The 17,211-nt window shown below is 69.8% G+C and carries 14 protein-coding genes; 9 read left to right on the forward strand and 5 right to left on the reverse strand.

Features of this window, described 5'->3' with window-relative positions; genetic code table 11:
- Positions 1-50: 50 nt before the first annotated feature.
- The 5 genes from GEM_RS04155 to GEM_RS04175 all read left to right on the forward strand — a co-directional run bounded on the left by GEM_RS04155 (position 51) and on the right by GEM_RS04175 (position 5,156).
- Positions 51-1,376, forward strand: a complete 1,326-nt coding sequence (locus GEM_RS04155) for an ABC transporter substrate-binding protein (RefSeq protein ID WP_014896199.1) — start codon at positions 51-53, stop codon at positions 1,374-1,376.
- Positions 1,377-1,478: 102 nt separating this feature from the next.
- Complete coding sequence (locus GEM_RS04160) at positions 1,479-2,426, forward strand: carbohydrate ABC transporter permease (protein ID WP_014896200.1); 948 nt, start codon at positions 1,479-1,481, stop codon at positions 2,424-2,426.
- Positions 2,423-3,274, forward strand: coding sequence for a carbohydrate ABC transporter permease (locus GEM_RS04165; RefSeq protein ID WP_014896201.1), 852 nt, complete (start codon positions 2,423-2,425; stop codon positions 3,272-3,274). The genes GEM_RS04160 and GEM_RS04165 overlap by 4 nt, the downstream gene beginning before the upstream one ends.
- Entirely contained in the window at positions 3,271-3,984 is a 714-nt protein-coding gene (locus tag GEM_RS04170) for an HAD family hydrolase (RefSeq protein WP_014896202.1), read from the forward strand. The genes GEM_RS04165 and GEM_RS04170 overlap by 4 nt, the downstream gene beginning before the upstream one ends.
- A 62-nt stretch (positions 3,985-4,046) precedes the next feature.
- Positions 4,047-5,156, forward strand: a complete 1,110-nt coding sequence (locus GEM_RS04175) for an ABC transporter ATP-binding protein (protein WP_014896203.1) — start codon at positions 4,047-4,049, stop codon at positions 5,154-5,156.
- 131 nt (positions 5,157-5,287) lie between these two features.
- On the opposite strand, the gene GEM_RS04180 is transcribed toward GEM_RS04175, so the two are convergent.
- The 4 genes from GEM_RS04180 to GEM_RS04195 all read right to left on the reverse strand — a co-directional run bounded on the left by GEM_RS04180 (position 5,288) and on the right by GEM_RS04195 (position 10,438).
- Positions 5,288-6,295 (reverse strand): sugar-binding transcriptional regulator, encoded by a 1,008-nt coding sequence (locus tag GEM_RS04180; RefSeq protein ID WP_014896204.1) that lies wholly within the window; start codon positions 6,293-6,295, stop codon positions 5,288-5,290.
- 44 nt (positions 6,296-6,339) lie between these two features.
- The gene (gene xylB / locus GEM_RS04185) at positions 6,340-7,821 is read right to left on the reverse strand and encodes a xylulokinase (RefSeq protein WP_014896205.1); all 1,482 of its coding nucleotides are present in this window, start codon (positions 7,819-7,821) and stop codon (positions 6,340-6,342) included.
- A gap of 124 nt (positions 7,822-7,945) precedes the next feature.
- Entirely contained in the window at positions 7,946-9,340 is a 1,395-nt protein-coding gene (gene dalD / locus GEM_RS04190) for a D-arabinitol 4-dehydrogenase (protein WP_014896206.1), read from the reverse strand.
- Positions 9,341-9,526: 186 nt separating this feature from the next.
- The gene (locus tag GEM_RS04195; protein WP_014896207.1) at positions 9,527-10,438 is read right to left on the reverse strand and encodes a LysR family transcriptional regulator; all 912 of its coding nucleotides are present in this window, start codon (positions 10,436-10,438) and stop codon (positions 9,527-9,529) included.
- A 99-nt stretch (positions 10,439-10,537) separates the two neighbouring features.
- Between GEM_RS04195 and mdlC the strand changes: the two genes are divergently transcribed.
- From mdlC to GEM_RS04215, 4 genes are all read left to right on the forward strand, one after another.
- The gene (gene mdlC / locus GEM_RS04200; protein ID WP_014896208.1) at positions 10,538-12,145 is read left to right on the forward strand and encodes a benzoylformate decarboxylase; all 1,608 of its coding nucleotides are present in this window, start codon (positions 10,538-10,540) and stop codon (positions 12,143-12,145) included.
- A 29-nt stretch (positions 12,146-12,174) separates the two neighbouring features.
- A complete protein-coding gene (locus GEM_RS04205) occupies positions 12,175-13,626 on the forward strand; it encodes an aldehyde dehydrogenase (RefSeq protein ID WP_014896209.1) in 1,452 nt (483 codons plus the stop codon).
- Between the two features lie 14 nt (positions 13,627-13,640).
- Entirely contained in the window at positions 13,641-14,585 is a 945-nt protein-coding gene (locus GEM_RS04210; RefSeq protein WP_014896210.1) for a ketopantoate reductase family protein, read from the forward strand.
- Between the two features lie 254 nt (positions 14,586-14,839).
- The gene (locus tag GEM_RS04215; RefSeq protein WP_014896211.1) at positions 14,840-16,237 is read left to right on the forward strand and encodes an MFS transporter; all 1,398 of its coding nucleotides are present in this window, start codon (positions 14,840-14,842) and stop codon (positions 16,235-16,237) included.
- 21 nt (positions 16,238-16,258) lie between these two features.
- On the opposite strand, the gene kynA is transcribed toward GEM_RS04215, so the two are convergent.
- Entirely contained in the window at positions 16,259-17,203 is a 945-nt protein-coding gene (kynA, locus tag GEM_RS04220; protein WP_014896212.1) for a tryptophan 2,3-dioxygenase, read from the reverse strand.
- Between the last annotated feature and the right edge of the window lie 8 nt (positions 17,204-17,211).

Raw genomic sequence — 17,211 nt, forward strand, 5'->3', positions numbered from 1 at the left:
ACGAGACACGCAACACCGACGACAGTTCGAACAATCACAGGAGACATGCCATGCAACGAAAGATGCGCTACGCCGCCGCACGCTGCTTCGCCGGAGCCGCGCTCGCGACGGCCGCGTGCGCGGCGTCCGCCGGCACGCTGACGATCGCGACGCTGAACAACCCGGACATGATCGAGTTGAAGAAGCTGTCGCCGGCGTTCGAGAAGGCAAACCCGGACATCAAGCTGAACTGGGTGATCCTCGAGGAGAACGTGCTGCGCCAGCGCGCGACCACCGACATCACGACCGGCAGCGGCCAGTTCGACGTGATGGCGATCGGCACCTACGAGACGCCGCAGTGGGGCAAGCGCGGCTGGCTCGCGCCGATGACGGGCCTGCCGGCCGACTACGACCTGAACGACATCGTGAAGACCGCGCGCGACAGCCTGTCGTACAACGGCCAGCTGTATGCGCTGCCGTTCTACGTCGAAAGCTCGATGACGTTCTACCGCAAGGACCTGTTCGCGGCGAAGGGGCTCAAGATGCCCGACCAGCCGACCTACGACCAGATCGCCGAGTTCGCGGACAAGCTCACCGACAAGGCGAAGGGCACCTACGGGATCTGCCTGCGCGGCAAGGCCGGCTGGGGCGAGAACATGGCGTACGTGTCGACCGTCGTGAACACGTTCGGCGGGCGCTGGTTCGACGAGAACTGGAACGCGCAGCTGACGTCGCCCGAATGGAAGAAGGCGATCGGTTTCTACGTGAACCTGCTGAAGAAGGACGGCCCGCCGGGAGCGAGCTCGAACGGCTTCAACGAGAACCTGACCCTGACCGCGTCGGGCAAGTGCGCGATGTGGATCGACGCGACGGTCGCGGCCGGGATGCTCTATAACAAACAGCAGTCGCAGGTCGCCGACAAGATCGGCTTCGCGGCCGCGCCGGTCGCCGCCACGCCGAAGGGCTCGCACTGGCTGTGGGCGTGGGCGCTGGCCGTACCGAAGACGTCGAAGCAGCAGGACGCCGCGCGCAAGTTCATCGCGTGGGCGACGTCCAAGCAGTACATCGAGATGGCCGGCAAGGACGAGGGCTGGGCGTCGGTGCCGCCGGGCACGCGCACGTCGACCTACCAGCGCCCCGAATACAAGGCCGCCGCGCCGTTCTCGGACTTCGTGCTGAAGGCGATCGAGACGGCCGACCCGAACGATCCGTCGCTGAAGAAGGTGCCGTACACGGGCGTGCAGTACGTCGGGATTCCTGAATTCCAGTCGTTCGGCACGGTGGTGGGCCAGTCGATCGCGGGCGCGGTCGCCGGCCAGATGACGGTCGACCAGGCGCTCGCCGCCGGGCAGGCCGCCGCCGACCGCGCGGCCCGGCAGGCCGGCTACAAGAAGTAACGCGGCCCGCACCGTGCGCATGCATGCGCACGGTGCACATCGCCGAAGCAGAAAGGCGGGCCGGCCGTTCGCGCCCGCGTCTCAACCGGAGGGACTCCGATCATGCGTCATTTACGTCTTCCCCTGAGCCACGCGCCGTCGGTTGGCGACGCGTCGTCGCCGCCGGGCGCGCCGCGCCGCGCGCGCGGCGGCGCGAGCTGGCTCGTCTCGCCGTCCGTCGCGGTGCTGCTGCTGTGGATGTCGATTCCGCTCGCGATGACGATCTGGTATTCGTTCTCGCGCTACAACCTGCTGAACCCGGACGTGAAGGGTTTCGCGGGCCTCGACAACTACCGCTTCCTCGCGACCGATCCGTCGTTCCTGCCCGCGATCTGGCACACGCTCGTGCTGATCGGCGCGGTGCTCGCGATCACGGTGGTCGGCGGCGTGCTGATGGCCGTGCTGTTCGACCGCAAGTTCTACGGGCAGGGCATCGCGCGGCTGCTCGCGATCGCGCCGTTCTTCGTGATGCCGACGGTCGCGTCGCTGATCTGGAAGAACATGATCCTGCACCCGGTGTACGGGCTCGTCGCGAACGCGATGCGCGCGCTCGGGATGACGCCGATCGACTGGTTCGCCGATTACCCGCTCACCGCCGTGATCATGATCGTCGCGTGGCAGTGGCTGCCGTTCGCGTTCCTGATCCTGTTCACCGCGATCCAGTCGCTCGACCAGGAGCAGAAGGAAGCCGCGCGCATCGACGGCGCGGGCCCGATCGCGATGTTCTTCTACATCACGCTGCCGCACCTGAAGCGCGCGATCGCCGTGGTCGTGATGATGGAGACGATCTTCCTGCTGTCGATCTTCGCGGAGATCTACACGACCACCGGCGGCGGCCCGGGCGATGCGACGACCAACCTGTCGTACCTGATCTACGCGCTCGGCCTGCAGCAGTTCGACGTCGGCCTCGCGTCCGCGGGCGGGATCATCGCCGTGGTGGTCGCGAACGTCGTGTCGTTCTTCCTGGTGCGGATGCTCGCGCGCAACCTGAAGGGAGAGTACGAGAAATGAGCGACCTGACTTTCGAAGGCCGGCGCGCGCCGGCTCCGTTCGACCGCGTGCGGCGCGCGCTGCCCGGCGCGCTGGCATGGCTGATCGCGCTGCTGCTGTTCTTCCCGATCTTCTGGATGGCGATCACCGCGTTCAAGACCGAGCAGCAGGCGTATGCGTCGACGCTGTTCTTCATGCCGACGCTCGACAGCTTCCGCGAGGTGTTCGCGCGCAGCAACTACTTTGCGTTCGCATGGAACTCGGTGCTGATCTCGGCGGGCGTCACGGTGATCTCGCTGCTGCTCGCGGTGCCAGCCGCGTACGCGATGGCGTTCTTCCCGAACCACCGCACGCAGAAGGTGCTGCTGTGGATGCTGTCGACCAAGATGATGCCGTCGGTCGGCGTGCTCGTGCCGATCTACCTGCTGTGGAAGAACGCGGGGCTGCTCGACACGGTGTCGGGCCTCGTGATCGTCTACACGCTGATCAACCTGCCGATCGCGGTGTGGATGACCTTCACGTACTTCAACGAGATCCCGAAGGACATCCTCGAAGCCGGGCGCATCGACGGCGCGTCGACGTGGCAGGAGATCGTCTACCTGCTGATGCCGATGGCGCTGCCGGGGCTTGCCTCCACCGCGCTCCTGCTCGTGATCCTGTCGTGGAACGAGGCGTTCTGGAGCATCAACCTGTCGAGCTCGAACGCCGCGCCGCTGACCGTGTTCATCGCGTCGTACTCGAGCCCCGAAGGCTTGTTCTGGGCGAAGCTGTCCGCCGCGTCCCTGCTCGCGGTCGCGCCGATCCTGATCGTCGGCTGGCTGTCGCAGAAGCAGCTCGTGCGCGGGCTCACGTTCGGAGCGGTCAAATGAGCGCGGCCGGCAAAGGCGCGGCAGGTGCAGGTGTGAACGTGCTGATCTGCGATTGCGACGGCGTGCTGATCGACAGCGAGGCCGTCGCCGCCGACGTGATCGTGCGCGAGCTCGACGCGCGCTGGCCGGGCGTCGATGCGCGGCCGGCCGTGATGCCGCTGCTCGGGCTGCGCATCGAGCGCGTGCTGGCCGGTGCCGCCGATGCGGTCGGCCGCCCGCTGTCGGCCGACGACGTCGACGCGATTCGCCGCGCGGTCGAGGCGGCGGCGGTCAACGCGCCGATGGTCGACGGCATCGATACGGCACTCGCGGCGATCAGGCTGACGACGGCATGCGCGAGCAACAGCTACCGCGCATATGTCGAGGCGGCGCTTGCGCGCACGGGCCTCGCGCGCTTCTTCAGCGATCGGCTGTTCTGCGCGGATGCGGTCGCCAGGCCGAAGCCGGCGCCCGACGTGTATCTCGCGGCCGCGCACGCGCTCGGCGCGGCGCCCGCGCAATGCCTTGTCGTCGAGGACAGCGTGACCGGCATCACCGCGGCCGCCGCGGCCGGCATGACCGTGCTCGGCTTCGTCGGCGGCGGGCATGCGTCGGCCGCGCAGATCGACGCGCTGCGCGGGATCGGCGCGCGTCACGTATTCGACGACATGCACGAGCTGCCCGGCTACGTCGCGCGCTGGCAGGCGACCGGCGCCGTGCTGCCGAGCTAGCAACCACGAACGATTGCGCGCCGCGTGCAAGGCGGCGCATCACGAACGAACGGAGACAGATCATGGCAAGCGTGCTCTTGCGCAACATCGCGAAGCGCTACGACGACACCGAAGTGCTGCGCAACGTGAACCTCGACATCGCCGACGGCGAATTCGTCGTGTTCGTCGGGCCGAGCGGCTGCGGCAAATCCACGCTGATGCGGATGATCGCCGGGCTCGAGGACATCTCGAGCGGCGACCTGCTGATCGACGGCGCGAAGGTCAACGAGGTGCCGAGCGCGAAGCGCGGCATCGCGATGGTGTTCCAGTCGTATGCGCTGTACCCGCACATGACGCTGTACGACAACATGGCGTTCGGCCTGAAGCTCGCCGGCGCGAAGAAGCCCGAGATCGACCAGGCGGTGAAGCAGGCCGCGAAGATCCTGCACATCGATCACCTGCTCGACCGCAAGCCGAAGCAGCTGTCGGGCGGCCAGCGGCAGCGCGTGGCGATCGGCCGCGCGATCACGCGCAAGCCGAAGGTGTTTCTGTTCGACGAGCCGTTGTCGAACCTCGATGCCGCACTGCGCGTGAAGATGCGGCTGGAGTTCGCGCGGCTGCACGACGAGCTGAAGACGACGATGATCTACGTGACGCACGACCAGGTCGAGGCGATGACGCTCGCCGACAAGATCGTCGTGCTGTCGGGCGGCGCGGTGCAGCAGGTCGGCACGCCGAACGAGTTGTACCACGCGCCGGCGAACCAGTTCGTCGCGGGCTTCATCGGCTCGCCGAAGATGAACTTCCTGAAGGGCACGGTCGAGTCGGTCGATGCGACCGGCGTGCTGGTGCGCTTCGGCAGCGGCGAGACGCAGCGCGTCGCGGTCGACTCGGCCGGGTTGCAGCGCGGCGCGGCCGTGACCGTCGGCGTGCGGCCCGAGCATCTGCTGGTGGGGGCGACGGCGACCGGCGTCGACGCGCGGACGATGGCCGTCGAGTCGCTCGGCGATGCCGCGTATCTGTATGCGGAGTCGGCGGTCGCACCGGACGGACTGATCGCGCGGATCCCGCCGCTCGACACGTACCGCACCGGTGAGGCACTGCACGTGCATGCGCAGGCCGGGCACTGCCACCTGTTCGACGAGCACGGGCAGGCGCTGCGCCGGCTGAGCGCGCACGCGAAGGCGGCTTGATGCACGAGCATGCGGCAGCGCGCTCGTCGCGCCTGCCGCGCGCCGCGGCACGCGCCGGCCGGTCGGCGTTTCCGGAGTCGCGCGCGGCCGCGGCCGCATGAAGGTGAGGGGAGGGTGAGCGTGCGGCGGCGTCAGGCCGCCTTCGCGTCGAGCGCCGCGCGCGCGCAGGTCTCGTCGGTGACGAGCCCCGACAGCCAGCCGCCGCGCAGCGCGGCGATCACCGCGTCGTGCTTTTTCGGGCCGCCCGCGAACGCGATCGTCGGGCGCTTCGGCGGCGTGTCGAGCGCGACGCTCGTCACGCGCGCACTGGTCGACACGTCGATCAGCTTGCCCTGCGCATCGATCGGCACGCCGAGCAGTTCGGCCACCGCGCCGAGCGCGGTCATCTCGTCGCGCTCCTGTTCGGTGATGAAGCCGTCCTCGTAGAGCGGGCAGTGCGGGCCGATGTTGCCGATCCCGACGAACGCGACGTCGGCCTGCGCCGACAGCGCGTCGACGATCCGGTACAGCCGGTGATTGCACCATTGCGCACGCTCGCCGTCGCTGTCGGCGAACAGCGGCGCGGGCAGCAGGAAGTGCTTGCCGCCCGTCTTCTCGGAAATGTACTGCGCGACGTCGTAGCGGTTCGACGAGCCGTCGGCCGCGATCGCGCCGACCATCGACACGAGGCGATGCTGCGGCCGCTCGATCTGCGCGATCTGCGCGACCGCTGCCTTCAGCGTGCGGCCGCTGCTGACGGCGATCACCATCGGCCGCGTTTCGTTCAGGTAGCGCTCCATCACCTGCGCGCCGGCGACCGCGAGCTTGCGGTCGATCGCGTCGGCCGCATCGGCATCGACGGGCACGACTTCGCACATCGCGAGCCCGTAGCGTTTCGACAGTTGCGCGCCGAGATCGAGGCAGTCGGCGAGCTGGTGATCGACGCGCACGCGGATCAGGTTCTTCTCGACCGCGAACGCGACCAGGCGCTGCGCGACCGGGCGCGACACCTGCAGCTTCTCGGCGATTTCGTTCTGCGTGTCGCCCGCGACGTAGTAGAGCCACGCGGCACGCGTGGCGAGATCGAGTTTTTCTGAGGACTTGGACACGATAGCGGTTCGGTTCGGATCTGGGCCGGCCATCGGGCCGCGCAACGGCATCCACTGTAACGCATGCCGGGCGCGGCCGATGGCCGCGGCGGCGCTTACGCGAGCCGCGCGCGCGACGGTTCGTAAAGCGGGCGCACGTGGTGATACAGCGCGCGGAATGCGTCGAGGCGCTCGCGCAGCAGTGCATGACGGGCGGCGTCGGGTGCGTATTCGGCGCGCACCGGCGGCTTGGTCAGTACCGTATGCGGATCGCCGCCTACGGCGAGCCAGCCCAGCCGCGCCGCGCCGAGCGCCGCGCCCGTTTCGCCGCCGCCGTGCTGGCGCGTGCGCACGTTCAGCGCGTCTGCGATCAGTTGCGCCCAGAACGCGCTGCGCGCGCCGCCGCCGATCAGCGACAGCCGGTCGGTTTCGACGCCGGCCGCGTGCAGTGCGTCGAGGCCGTCCGCGAGGCCGAGCGTCACGCCTTCGAGCACCGCGTAGCCGAGATGCGCGCGTTCGGTCGCATGCGTCATCCCGAAGAACACGCCCTGCGCGTACGGATCGTTGTGCGGCGTGCGTTCGCCGGACAGGTAGGGCAGGAACAGCGGCGCCGTCGCGAGCGCGTTCGCGTCGAGCGCCTCGATTTCGGCGAGCAGCGCCGGCTCGTCGGTGCCGGTCAGCTTGCAGACCCAGCGCAGGCAGCTCGCGGCCGACAGCACGACGCTCATCAGTTGCCAGCGATCGGGAATCGCGTGGCAGAACGCATGCACGGCCGATGCGGAGTTCGGCATGAATCGGTCGCCGACCACGCTCAGCACGCCCGACGTGCCGAGCGACACGAAGCCGTCGCCGGCGTGGATCGCGCCGATGCCGAGCGCGCTCGTCGCATTGTCGCCGCCGCCGCCCGCCACCACGACGGCCTCCGACAGCCCGAGCTCGCGCGCGACGTCCGCACGCAGCGTGCCGGACGGCGCGTTGCCTTCGACGATGCGGGGCATCTGGTCGCGCGTCATGTTGCACGCGGCAAGCAGTGCGTCGGACCAGTCGCGGCGCGCGACGTCGAGCCACAGCGTGCCGGCCGCGTCGGACGGATCGGACACCTTCGCCCCGGTGAGCCGGAAGCGCAGGTAGTCCTTCGGCATCAGCACGCATGCGGTCGCGGCGAACACGTCGGGTTCGTGCTTCGCGACCCACAGCAGCTTCGGCGCGGTGAAGCCGGGCATCGCGAGATTGCCGGCCAGCGCGTGGAGATCGGGCGCGCGTTCGGTGAGCAGCGCGCACTCGTCGGCGCAGCGCATGTCGTTCCACAGGATCGCGGGGCGCAGCACGCGGTCGTCGCGGCTGAGCAGCACCGCGCCGTGCATCTGGCCCGACAGGCCGATTCCGCGCACTTGCGCGAATGCCTGCGGATGCCGCTCGCGCAGCGCCGCGAGCGCGGCGAGCGTGCCTTGCCACCAGTCGTCCGGATGCTGTTCCGCCCAGCGCGGGTGCGGCCGCGACACGCTGAACGGCGTGCCCGCGGTGCCGACCACCGTGCCGTCCGGGGCAAGCAGCAGCACCTTCACTTCCGAGGTGCCGAGGTCGATGCCGAGATACATGAGCGTTCCGTTCCGTCAGTGAGGAGCCGCTACTTTAGCCGCGCGCAGGCGCGCAGCCAACGCAGGTTCGCCCGGATGCGCAGCCGCTCGCGGGCGGCCGGCTGCCGGGCGCCGGGGCCGCGCATCAGCGCTGCGCGAGCCATGCGTCGACCCGTGCGAGCCCGGCGCGCAGCGCTTCGAACAGCGCCGCGTTGCCGGCGAGCGAGCCCCACAGCGCGCGGCTCGCGCATAGCGCGACGACTGGGTCGTCGGCCTCGACGATCGCCCGAGCGGTGTTTTCGTCCATCACGCCGTCCTGATATGCATACGGCAGCAAGCCGCGCGCCCAGCGTTCGAGAAAGCGCAGGAACAGCGCCGGCAACACGGCGGTGGCGGCCGGCGTCACGCCGCGCGCGAACGATTCGACGAGCGTCGGTGCAATGAAGCCGGGAATCTTCGAGAAGCCGTCGGCCGCGACGCGCTGGTTCGTGTCGAGCACGTACGGGTTGCCGAAGCGTTCGAGCACGACGTCGCGGTAGCGTTCGAGATCGAGCGGGCTCGGGCTGAGGCACGGGATCACGTTTTGCGTCACGTAGTCGTGCGCGAAGCGGCGGATCGCCGCGTCGCGCGTGCCTTCGTGGATATACGTGTAGCCCGCGAGCGTGCCGGCCCACGCGATGCAGCTGTGCGTCGCGTTGAGGATGCGGATCTTCGCTTCCTCGTACGGATGCACGTCGTCGACCAGTTCCGCGCCGGCCAGCTCCCAGCGCGGCCGGCCGGCCGCGAAGCGGTCCTCGATCACCCACTGGATGAACGATTCGCCCATCACCGGGCACGCGTCGTCGACGCCGGTGGCCGCGCGCACGCGCTCGCGCACGTCGGCGGTGGGGCGCGGCGTGATGCGGTCGACCATCGCGCTCGGCGTCGCGACGTTCGCGTCGAACCACGCGAGGAGGGCGGTTTCACCGCGCCGCTCGAGGAATTCGCGCATCCCCGCGCGAAAGCGCGCGCCGTTGTTGCGCAGGTTGTCGCAGCTCTGCAGCGTGAGCGGGCCCGCGCCGCGCTTCACGCGTTCGGCGAGCAGCGCCGCGAGCGCGCCGTACAGCGTCGTGCGCGTGCCCTGCAGGTCGGCGGCGAGATCGGTGTTCGCGATGTCGAGCCGGTTGTGTTCGTCGAGGTAGTAGCCGCCTTCGGTGACGGTGAACGACACGATCCGGCACGCCGGATCGGCGCCGGCATCGATCAGCGCGGCGAGGTCGATCGACCACGGCAGCACGTGGGTGATCGCGCGGATCGTCTCGTACGCGCGCTCGCCTTGCGGCGTGACGGTTTCGAGCGTGTAGGCGCCGTGCTGCGCGGCGAGCGCGTCCATCGTCGCGCGCATGTCGTCGCGGATGTTGCCGACGGTCAGCGACCAGCGTTCGTCGGCCGGCACGGCCGCGTTCACGCGATGCAGATACCACGCCTGGTGCGCGCGGTGAAACGAGCCGGCGCCGATGTGCAGCAGCACGGGCGCGCGGGCGGAGGGCGATTCGCTCATCCGGTGTCTCCTGTTCGTGCCAGTCTTTTCAATCGAATACGATCATTTGCTCTTTGTGTGAGCGAATGATCGTATTCGGGCGAGCGAAAGTCAAGGCGGGGAAACGGCATTTCGATGGTGCGCTGCGGTGGGAAGGGAGGCCAGGGAGGGCGCGAAGGGCGCGAAGGGCCGCCGGCCTTGTCGCCGTCAGCGCCCCTCGCGCGTCAACGCGACGAGTTCTTCGAGCAGCTTGCCGGCCGGCCCCGGCAGGATCCCGTGGCGGCGCCGGAACGCGGTGAGCGTGCGCACCGCGACGACCTCGCGCACGGGCAGCGTGTCGATCGTGCCGGCGCGCTGCTCGGCGCCGTACATCGGCTCGGCCATCCAGCTCAGGAAGCCGGCATGCGCGACGAGGCTCTTCAGCGTCGTGACCGAGCGGGTCTCGACCGCGATGTCGGGCAGCGCGAGCCCGTGCGCGTCGAAGGTCGCGCGCATGTGGTCGAACGGCGCGGTGCCGCGCGGCGGGATCGCCCAGCGCGCGTGCAGCGTATCGGCGAGCGTCGGCGCGCGGCCGAGCGCGCGCAGCGGATGCTGCGGCGCCGCAACGATATGGCTGCGATCTTCCCAGCGGCACTCGGGAATCGCGACGATCTCGTCGGTGTCGGGCCCGTGCGCGGACAACGCGAGATCGATCTCGTGCTTGTGCAACCCTTCGGCGAGCCGGTCCCACACGCCTTCGAGGATCTCGACGCGCAGGTTCGGCCAGCGGTCGAGCACGCGGCCGACCGCGACCGGCAGTACGAGGCTCGCGATGCTGCCCACCGCACCGACCTTGATCGTGCCCTTCGCCAGCCCGCGCATCGCGTCGAGTTCCTCGCGCGCGTGCTCGGCCTCGTGCTGCAGCAGCGTCGCGTGCGGCAGCAGCGCTTCGCCGAACGCGGTGAGCTGCACGCCCTTCGAGTGGCGCTCGAACAGCGGCGCGCCGACCTGGTCCTCGAGCCGCTTCAGGATCCGGCTCAGCGCCGGTTGCGTCACGTGCAGCGCGTCGGCCGCGCGGCCGAGGCTGCCGCACGCGACGATCGTCGTGAAGGCGCGCAATTGTCGGAGATCGAAAGTCATGCCGGAATGTAATGGCTTATCGCAAAAAATACAGTATCCGAGAATGGCTTGCACTTCGATACTGTGGAAACCGCCAAGCCATCGAGGAGACAACCGAGCATGTCCGGCCATCCGCCCCCATCCGCCGCACCGGTCACCGTTCGTGATGCGGTGATCGACCTGTTCCGCCAGTTCGGCATCGACCGCGTGTTCGCCAATCCCGGCTCGACCGAGCTGCCGATGTTCCGCGATTTCCCGGACGATTTTCATTACGTGCTCGGCCTGCAGGAGGCCGTCGTGGTCGGGATGGCCGACGGTCATGCGCAGGCGACCGGCAACGCGGCGGTCGTCAATCTGCATTCGGCGGCGGGTGTCGGCAATGCGATGGGCAATCTTTTCACCGCATTCAAGAACCGCACGCCGCTGATCGTCACCGCGGGCCAGCAGGCGCGCGCGATCCTGCCGTTCGATCCGTTCCTCGGCGCGACGCAGGCCACCGAGCTGCCGAAGCCGTACGTGAAGTGGAGCATCGAGCCGGCGCGCGCGCAGGACGTGCCGGCCGCGATCGCACGGGCGTACCGCATCGCGATGCAGGAACCGCGCGGCCCCGTGTTCGTGTCGATCCCCGTCGACGACTGGGACCAGCCGGCCGAGCTGCTGCCGCGCCGCGAGGTCAGCAGCGTCGTGCGGCCCGATCCCGACGCGCTCGCGCGGCTCGGCGACGCGCTCGACGCCGCGCGGCGTCCCGCGCTCGTGGTCGGCGCGGCCGTCGATCGCGCGGGTGCGTGGGACGACGTCGTGCGGCTCGCCGAGCGGCACCGTGCGCGAGTGTACGTCGCGCCGATGTCGGGGCGCTGCAGCTTCCCCGAGGATCATCCGCTGTTCGCCGGCTTCCTGCCCGCGATCCGCGAGAAGATCGTCGCGCGGCTCGACGGGCACGACCTCGTGTTCGCGTTCGGCGCGCCCGCGTTCACCTATCACATCGAAGGCTTCGGCCCGCACGTGCCGCCGGGCGCCGCGCTCGTGCAGCTCGTCGACGATCCGGGCATCGCCGCGTGGACGCCGTCGGGCGACGCGGTCGTCGGCAACCTGCGGCTTGCCGCGCGCGACCTGCTGGCGCGTCCGGCGCCGCCCGAGCGGCCGATGCCCGCGCCGCGCGCACCGCGTGCGCGCGTCGACGCGCCGGCCGTCGGTGAGCGCATGTCGGTCGCATTCGCGCTGCAGACGCTCGCCGACGTGCGCGACGCGCACGACATCGTCGTCGAGGAGGCGCCGAGTGCGCGGCCGGTGATGCAGGAACACCTGCCGTTCACGCGCAGCGGCACGTTCTACACGATGGACAGCGGCGGGCTCGGCTACGGGATGCCGGCCGCCGTCGGCGTCGCGCTTGCGCACCCCGGGCGGCGCGTGATCGGGCTGATCGGCGACGGCTCGAGCCTGTATTCGATCCAGGCGCTGTGGAGCGCCGCGCAGCTGAAGCTGCCGATCACGTTCGTGATCCTGAACAATCGCCGTTACGCGGCGCTGCAGGATTTCGCGCCGGTGTTCGGCTTCGGTCCGGACGATCCCGTGCAGGGCACCGATCTGCCGGACCTGGATTTCGTCGCGCTCGCGCAAGGGATGGGCTGCCGCGGCGTGCGCGTGGCCGATGCGGCGCAGCTGCGCGATACGTTGACCGACGCGCTGCGTGCGGCGACGCCGGTCGTCGTCGAAGTCGAGATTGCCTGACGCGCGGTGCGCGTCTTTCCGGAGAATCCATGCAAACCGTATCGATGCTGATCGGCGGCGAACGCCGCCACTCGTCCAGCGGCGCGACCTTCGTGCGCCGTAACCCGCTCGACGGCGAAGTCGCGTCCACCGCGCCCGCGTGCACCGTCGACGATGCGCGTGCGGCGGCCGACGCGGCCGCCCGCGCGTTTCCCGAGTGGGCCGCGCTCGGCCCCGGCGCGCGTCGTGCGTTGCTGCTGAAGGCGGCCGCCGCGCTCGAAGCGAAGCACGAGCAGTTCGTCGCGGCGATGGCGGCCGAGACGGGCGCGTCCGCGTTGTGGGCCGGCTTCAACGTGCATCTCGCCGCGAGCGGGCTCGTCGAGGCCGCGTCGCTGACCACGCAGGTCGGCGGCGAACTGATTCCGTCCGACGTGCCTGGTTCGCTCGCGATGGGCGTGCGGCAGCCGGCCGGCGTCGTGCTCGGCATCGCGCCGTGGAATGCCCCGGTGATTCTCGCGACGCGCGCGCTCGCGCTGCCGCTCGCGTGCGGCAACACGGTCGTGCTGAAGGGCTCGGAGCTGTGCCCGGTCACGCACGGGCTGATCGTCGAGGCGCTGCAGGAGGCCGGGCTGCCGCCGGGCGTCGTCAACTTCGTGACGAACGCGCCGGAGGATGCGGGCGCCGTCGTCGATGCGCTGATCGCGCATCCGGCCGTGCGCCGCGTGAATTTCACGGGCTCGACGCGGGTCGGCCGGATCGTCGCGGAGGCCTGCGCACGCTACCTGAAGCCGTCGGTGCTGGAGCTCGGCGGCAAGGCGCCGTTCGTCGTGCTCGACGATGCCGATCTCGACGCCGCGGTTGCGGCCGCCGCGTTCGGCGCGTTCGCGAATTCCGGGCAGATCTGCATGTCGACCGAGCGCATCGTCGTCGACGCGTCGATCGCCGATGCGTTCGCCGCGAAGCTTGCCGACAAGGCCGCATCGCTGCCGCTCGGCGATCCGCGCAACGGGCCCGTCGTGCTCGGTTCGCTGATCGACATGAAAGCCGTCGAGCGCTGCAACGCGCTGATCGACGATGCACTCGCGCACGGCGCGACGCTGCTGTGCGGCGGCAAGGCCGACAGCACGCTGTTTCCGGCGACGCTGCTCGACCATGTGACGCCAGCGATGCGCATTTATGCGGAAGAATCGTTCGGCCCGGTGAAGGGCATCGTGCGCGTCGATGGCGAAGAAGCCGCGATCCGCTGCGCGAACGACAACGCATTCGGGTTGTCGTCGGCCGTGTTCAGCCGCGACGTCGCGCGTGCGCTGCGCGTCGCGGCACGCATCGAATCGGGTATCTGCCACGTGAACTGCCCGACCGTGCACGACGAGGCGCAGATGCCGTTCGGCGGCGTGAAGGACAGCGGCTTCGGCCACTTCGGCGGAAAAGCCGGCATCGCCGCGTTCACGGACCTGCGCTGGATCACCGTGCAGACCGCACCGCGCCACTACCCGTTCTGACGAGGCCGACGACGATGAAGATTGCGATTCTGGGCGCGGGCGCGATGGGCTCGCTATTCGGCGGGTTGCTCGCCGAGCGCGGCGAAACCGTCACGCTGATCGACGTGAACGACGCCCATCTCGACGCGATCCGCCGCGACGGGCTGCGCATCGACGACGACCGCGGCGAGCGGCGCATTCGCACACTGCAGGCCGTACGGCCGGAAGCGGCCAATGCGGATGCGCTGGCATCGCCCGACACACCGTTCGACCTGCTGATCGTTTTCACGAAGTCGCTGCATACGCGTACCGCGCTCGACGGTGTGCGTGCGCTGCTGTCGCCGAACACGATCGTGCTGACGCTGCAGAACGGACTCGGCAACGTCGAGACGCTGAATGCGTTCGTGCCGCTCGAGCGCATCCTGGTCGGCGTGACGACATGGCCGGCCGATGCGGCCGGCCCTGCACACGTGCGCTCGCACGGCGCGGGCACGATCCGCATGATGACGGCTGACGGCGCGGCGTGTCCGTTCGCGACGACCGTGGCCGATGCGCTGTCGCGCGCAGGGCTTGCGTGTACGCTGGACACCGACGTCTGGGCCGCGATCTGGGAAAAAGTCGCATTCAACGCGGCGCTCAACACGGTGTGCGCGGCGACCGGCTGCTCGGTCGACCAGCTCGGCCATCATCAAGATGGGCCGCGTCTCGCGCTCGCGATTGCTGCCGAGACGGCCGCCGTCGCCCGAGCGAACAGCATCGCCGTCGATGGAGAGCGCATTGCGCGCAACGTCGAGCATGCGATCAGCGAACATCGCGGCCATCGTCCGTCGATGCTGCAGGACGTGCTGGCGGGCCGCCGCACGGAAATCGACGCGATCGCCGGCAAGGTCGTGGCGGCCGCGCGCGAAACGGGCGTCGCGGTGCCGCATACCGAGACGATGCTCGCGCTCGTCCGGCTGATCGACGCGCGCACGGACTGAGCATCAGGCCGGCGGCCGGCTTGCGCCGCATCACGACACGAAAAGCGCCGCGCACAGGCGCAGGATCGAGACGAACCGGGCAGGATGCCGGCGCCGCCACGGCGACGCCGGCCGACCGCGCGGCACGAGATCCGGGCACGCGCCGATGCGCCAGCCCGGACAACTGGAGACGCCATGAAAGCCATCGAATGCCGTTGTCTTGCCGCGCGCCGCTCGCGCACGTTGCCGCCGATGGGCGGCGCACGGGAGGCCGCATGAGCACGCGCGACGGAGTGCCGCCGCCGTCGGTCGACATCGGCACGACGCTGGACGACGGGCCGTTCACGACGATGCAGCGCTGCGTGGTGCTGCTCGCCGCGCTCGCGATCGTGCTCGACGGCTTCGACGGCCAGTTGATCGGTTTCGCGATTCCGGTGCTGATCCGCGAATGGGGCATCACGCGCGGCGCGTTCGCGCCGGCAGTGGCTGCCGGGCTGATCGGGATGGGCATCGGCAGCGCGTGCGCGGGGATCGTCGCGGACCGCTTCGGCCGCCGCCAGGCCGTGATCGGCAGCGTGTTCCTGTTCGGTATCGCGACCTGCGCGATCGGCTTCGCGCCCGACGTCGCGGCGATCGCGATCTTGCGTTTCTTCGCGGGGCTCGGGATCGGCGGCGCGCTGCCGACGGCCACGACGATGACGGCCGAATACACGCCGGCGCGGCGCCGCACGATGATGGTGACGGCGACGATCGTCTGCGTGCCGCTCGGCGGGATGCTGGCCGGCCTGTTCGCGCACGAGGTGCTGCCGCGTTACGGCTGGCGCGGGCTGTTCTTCGCGGGCGGAGCGCTGCCGCTCGTGCTCGGCTTCGTGCTCGTGCGTGCGCTGCCGGAATCGCCGCGTTATCTCGCGCGGCGCCCCGCGCGCTGGCCGGAACTCGGCGCGCTGCTCGCGCGGATGGAGCGGCCCGTCGCTCCGGGCACGGAATTTACCGACATGAAGGACGCACGCGCGGCCGGCGGCCGCGGCGGCTTCGGCGCGCTGTTCGAGCGCGGTCAGGCGCGTGACACGATCGCGCTGTGGTGCGCGTTCTTCATGTGCCTGCTCGCCGTGTACGCGGCGTTCAGCTGGCTGCCGACGATGCTCGCGGCGAGCGGGTTGAGCGTGTCGGTCGCGGGGGCCGGGCTGACCGCGTACAACCTCGGTGGCGTGATCGGCGCGCTGCTGTGCGCATGGGCGATCGCGCATGCGGGGTCGCGCTGGCCGCTCGCGCTGTGCAGCATCGGCGGCGCGGCGAGTGCGGTGTGGCTGATGGGAGTCGATGCCAGCCGCCATACGAGCTGGCTGATCGTCGGGCTCGGCCTGCACGGGCTGTTCGTCAACGCGGTGCAGTCGACGATGTATGCGCTCTGCGCGTACATCTATCCGACCGCCGTGCGCGCGACGGGTACCGCGAGCGCGCTCGCGTTCGGCCGGCTCGGCGCGATCCTCAGCGCGTTCGCGGGCGCAATCGTGATCACGACGGGCGGCGCGGGCGCGTACCTGACGATGCTGGCCGTCGCGATGGGTGTCGTGTGCGTCGCACTGCTCGCGGTGCGGCGGCACATTCCGCGGCTGTCGCCCGTGCAGGCTGGGCCGCGCGAAGGGGAGGAGCTGGCCCGCACGTCATCGTGACGCGCGGGCGCATGGCGTGCGTTACAGCGTGGTGCGCACGTGCCAGAGCTCGGGGAACAGCACGACGTCGAGCATCTTGCGCAGATACGGCGCACCGCTCGTGCCGCCGGTGCCCTGCTTGAAGCCGATGATGCGCTCGACCGTCGTCACGTGACGGAAGCGCCACTGGCGGAATGCGTCTTCGAGGTCGACGAGCTCCTCGGCCATCTCGTACAGTTCCCAGTGCTGCTGCGGGTGGCGATACACCTCGAGCCACGCGGCTTCGACCGTCTCGTCGTGGCGCGTCGGCTGCGTCCAGTCGCGCTCGAGCCGCTCGGGCGCGATCGGAAAACCGCGCCGCGCGAGCAGGCGCACGACTTCGTCGTAGAACGACGGCGCCTCGAGCGTCGTGCGTACCTGCTCGAGGATGTCGGGGCGGTGCGCATGCGGCTGCAGCATCTGCACGTTCTTGTTGCCGAGCAGGAATTCGAGCTGACGGTACTGGTACGACTGGAAGCCCGACGACTGGCCGAGATACGGCCGCATCGCCGAATACTCGGACGGCGTCATCGTCGACAGCACGTTCCACGCCTGCACGAGCTGCTCGAGGATCCGCGACACGCGCGCGAGCATCTTGAATGCGGGCGGCAGCGCATCGGTGCGCACCGCGTCGAGTGCGCCGCGCAGTTCGAACAGCGCGAGCTTCATCCACAGCTCGCTCGTCTGATGCTGGATGATGAACAGCATCTCGTTGTGATCGGGCGACAGCGGATGCTGCGCGTCGAGGATCGCATTCAGCGACAGGTAGTCGCCGTAGCTCATCGACTTCGAGAAATCGAGCTGCGCGTCGTGCCAGCCGGTTTGCGCGGGGGCATCGCCCGGCACGTGCGGTGCTTCGTGGGCCGCCTGGGCCGGGTGCGTCGATTGTGCGGCGCGTGCGCCCGAGAACGGGCAGCCCGCCGGCGCATCGTCGCCGGGTGGCTGCATATGACCAG

Source organism: Burkholderia cepacia GG4, assembly GCF_000292915.1.
Lineage (GTDB): Bacteria > Pseudomonadota > Gammaproteobacteria > Burkholderiales > Burkholderiaceae > Burkholderia > Burkholderia cepacia_D.

Excerpts from the sequence above, each read along its gene's own strand:
- GEM_RS04155 (WP_014896199.1), top strand. The coding sequence starts at position 51 with ATGCAACGAAAGATGCGCTACGCCGCCGCACGCTGCTTCGCCGGAGCC.
- GEM_RS04160 (WP_014896200.1), top strand. The coding sequence starts at position 1,479 with ATGCGTCATTTACGTCTTCCCCTGAGCCACGCGCCGTCGGTTGGCGAC.
- GEM_RS04165 (WP_014896201.1), top strand. The coding sequence starts at position 2,423 with ATGAGCGACCTGACTTTCGAAGGCCGGCGCGCGCCGGCTCCGTTCGAC.
- GEM_RS04170 (WP_014896202.1), top strand. The coding sequence starts at position 3,271 with ATGAGCGCGGCCGGCAAAGGCGCGGCAGGTGCAGGTGTGAACGTGCTG.
- GEM_RS04175 (WP_014896203.1), top strand. The coding sequence starts at position 4,047 with ATGGCAAGCGTGCTCTTGCGCAACATCGCGAAGCGCTACGACGACACC.
- GEM_RS04180 (WP_014896204.1), bottom strand. The coding sequence starts at position 6,295 with ATGCCGTTGCGCGGCCCGATGGCCGGCCCAGATCCGAACCGAACCGCT.
- xylB (WP_014896205.1), bottom strand. The coding sequence starts at position 7,821 with ATGTATCTCGGCATCGACCTCGGCACCTCGGAAGTGAAGGTGCTGCTG.
- dalD (WP_014896206.1), bottom strand. The coding sequence starts at position 9,340 with ATGAGCGAATCGCCCTCCGCCCGCGCGCCCGTGCTGCTGCACATCGGC.
- GEM_RS04195 (WP_014896207.1), bottom strand. The coding sequence starts at position 10,438 with ATGACTTTCGATCTCCGACAATTGCGCGCCTTCACGACGATCGTCGCG.
- mdlC (WP_014896208.1), top strand. The coding sequence starts at position 10,538 with ATGTCCGGCCATCCGCCCCCATCCGCCGCACCGGTCACCGTTCGTGAT.
- GEM_RS04205 (WP_014896209.1), top strand. The coding sequence starts at position 12,175 with ATGCAAACCGTATCGATGCTGATCGGCGGCGAACGCCGCCACTCGTCC.
- GEM_RS04210 (WP_014896210.1), top strand. The coding sequence starts at position 13,641 with ATGAAGATTGCGATTCTGGGCGCGGGCGCGATGGGCTCGCTATTCGGC.
- GEM_RS04215 (WP_014896211.1), top strand. The coding sequence starts at position 14,840 with ATGAGCACGCGCGACGGAGTGCCGCCGCCGTCGGTCGACATCGGCACG.
- kynA (WP_014896212.1), bottom strand. The coding sequence starts at position 17,203 with ATGCAGCCACCCGGCGACGATGCGCCGGCGGGCTGCCCGTTCTCGGGC.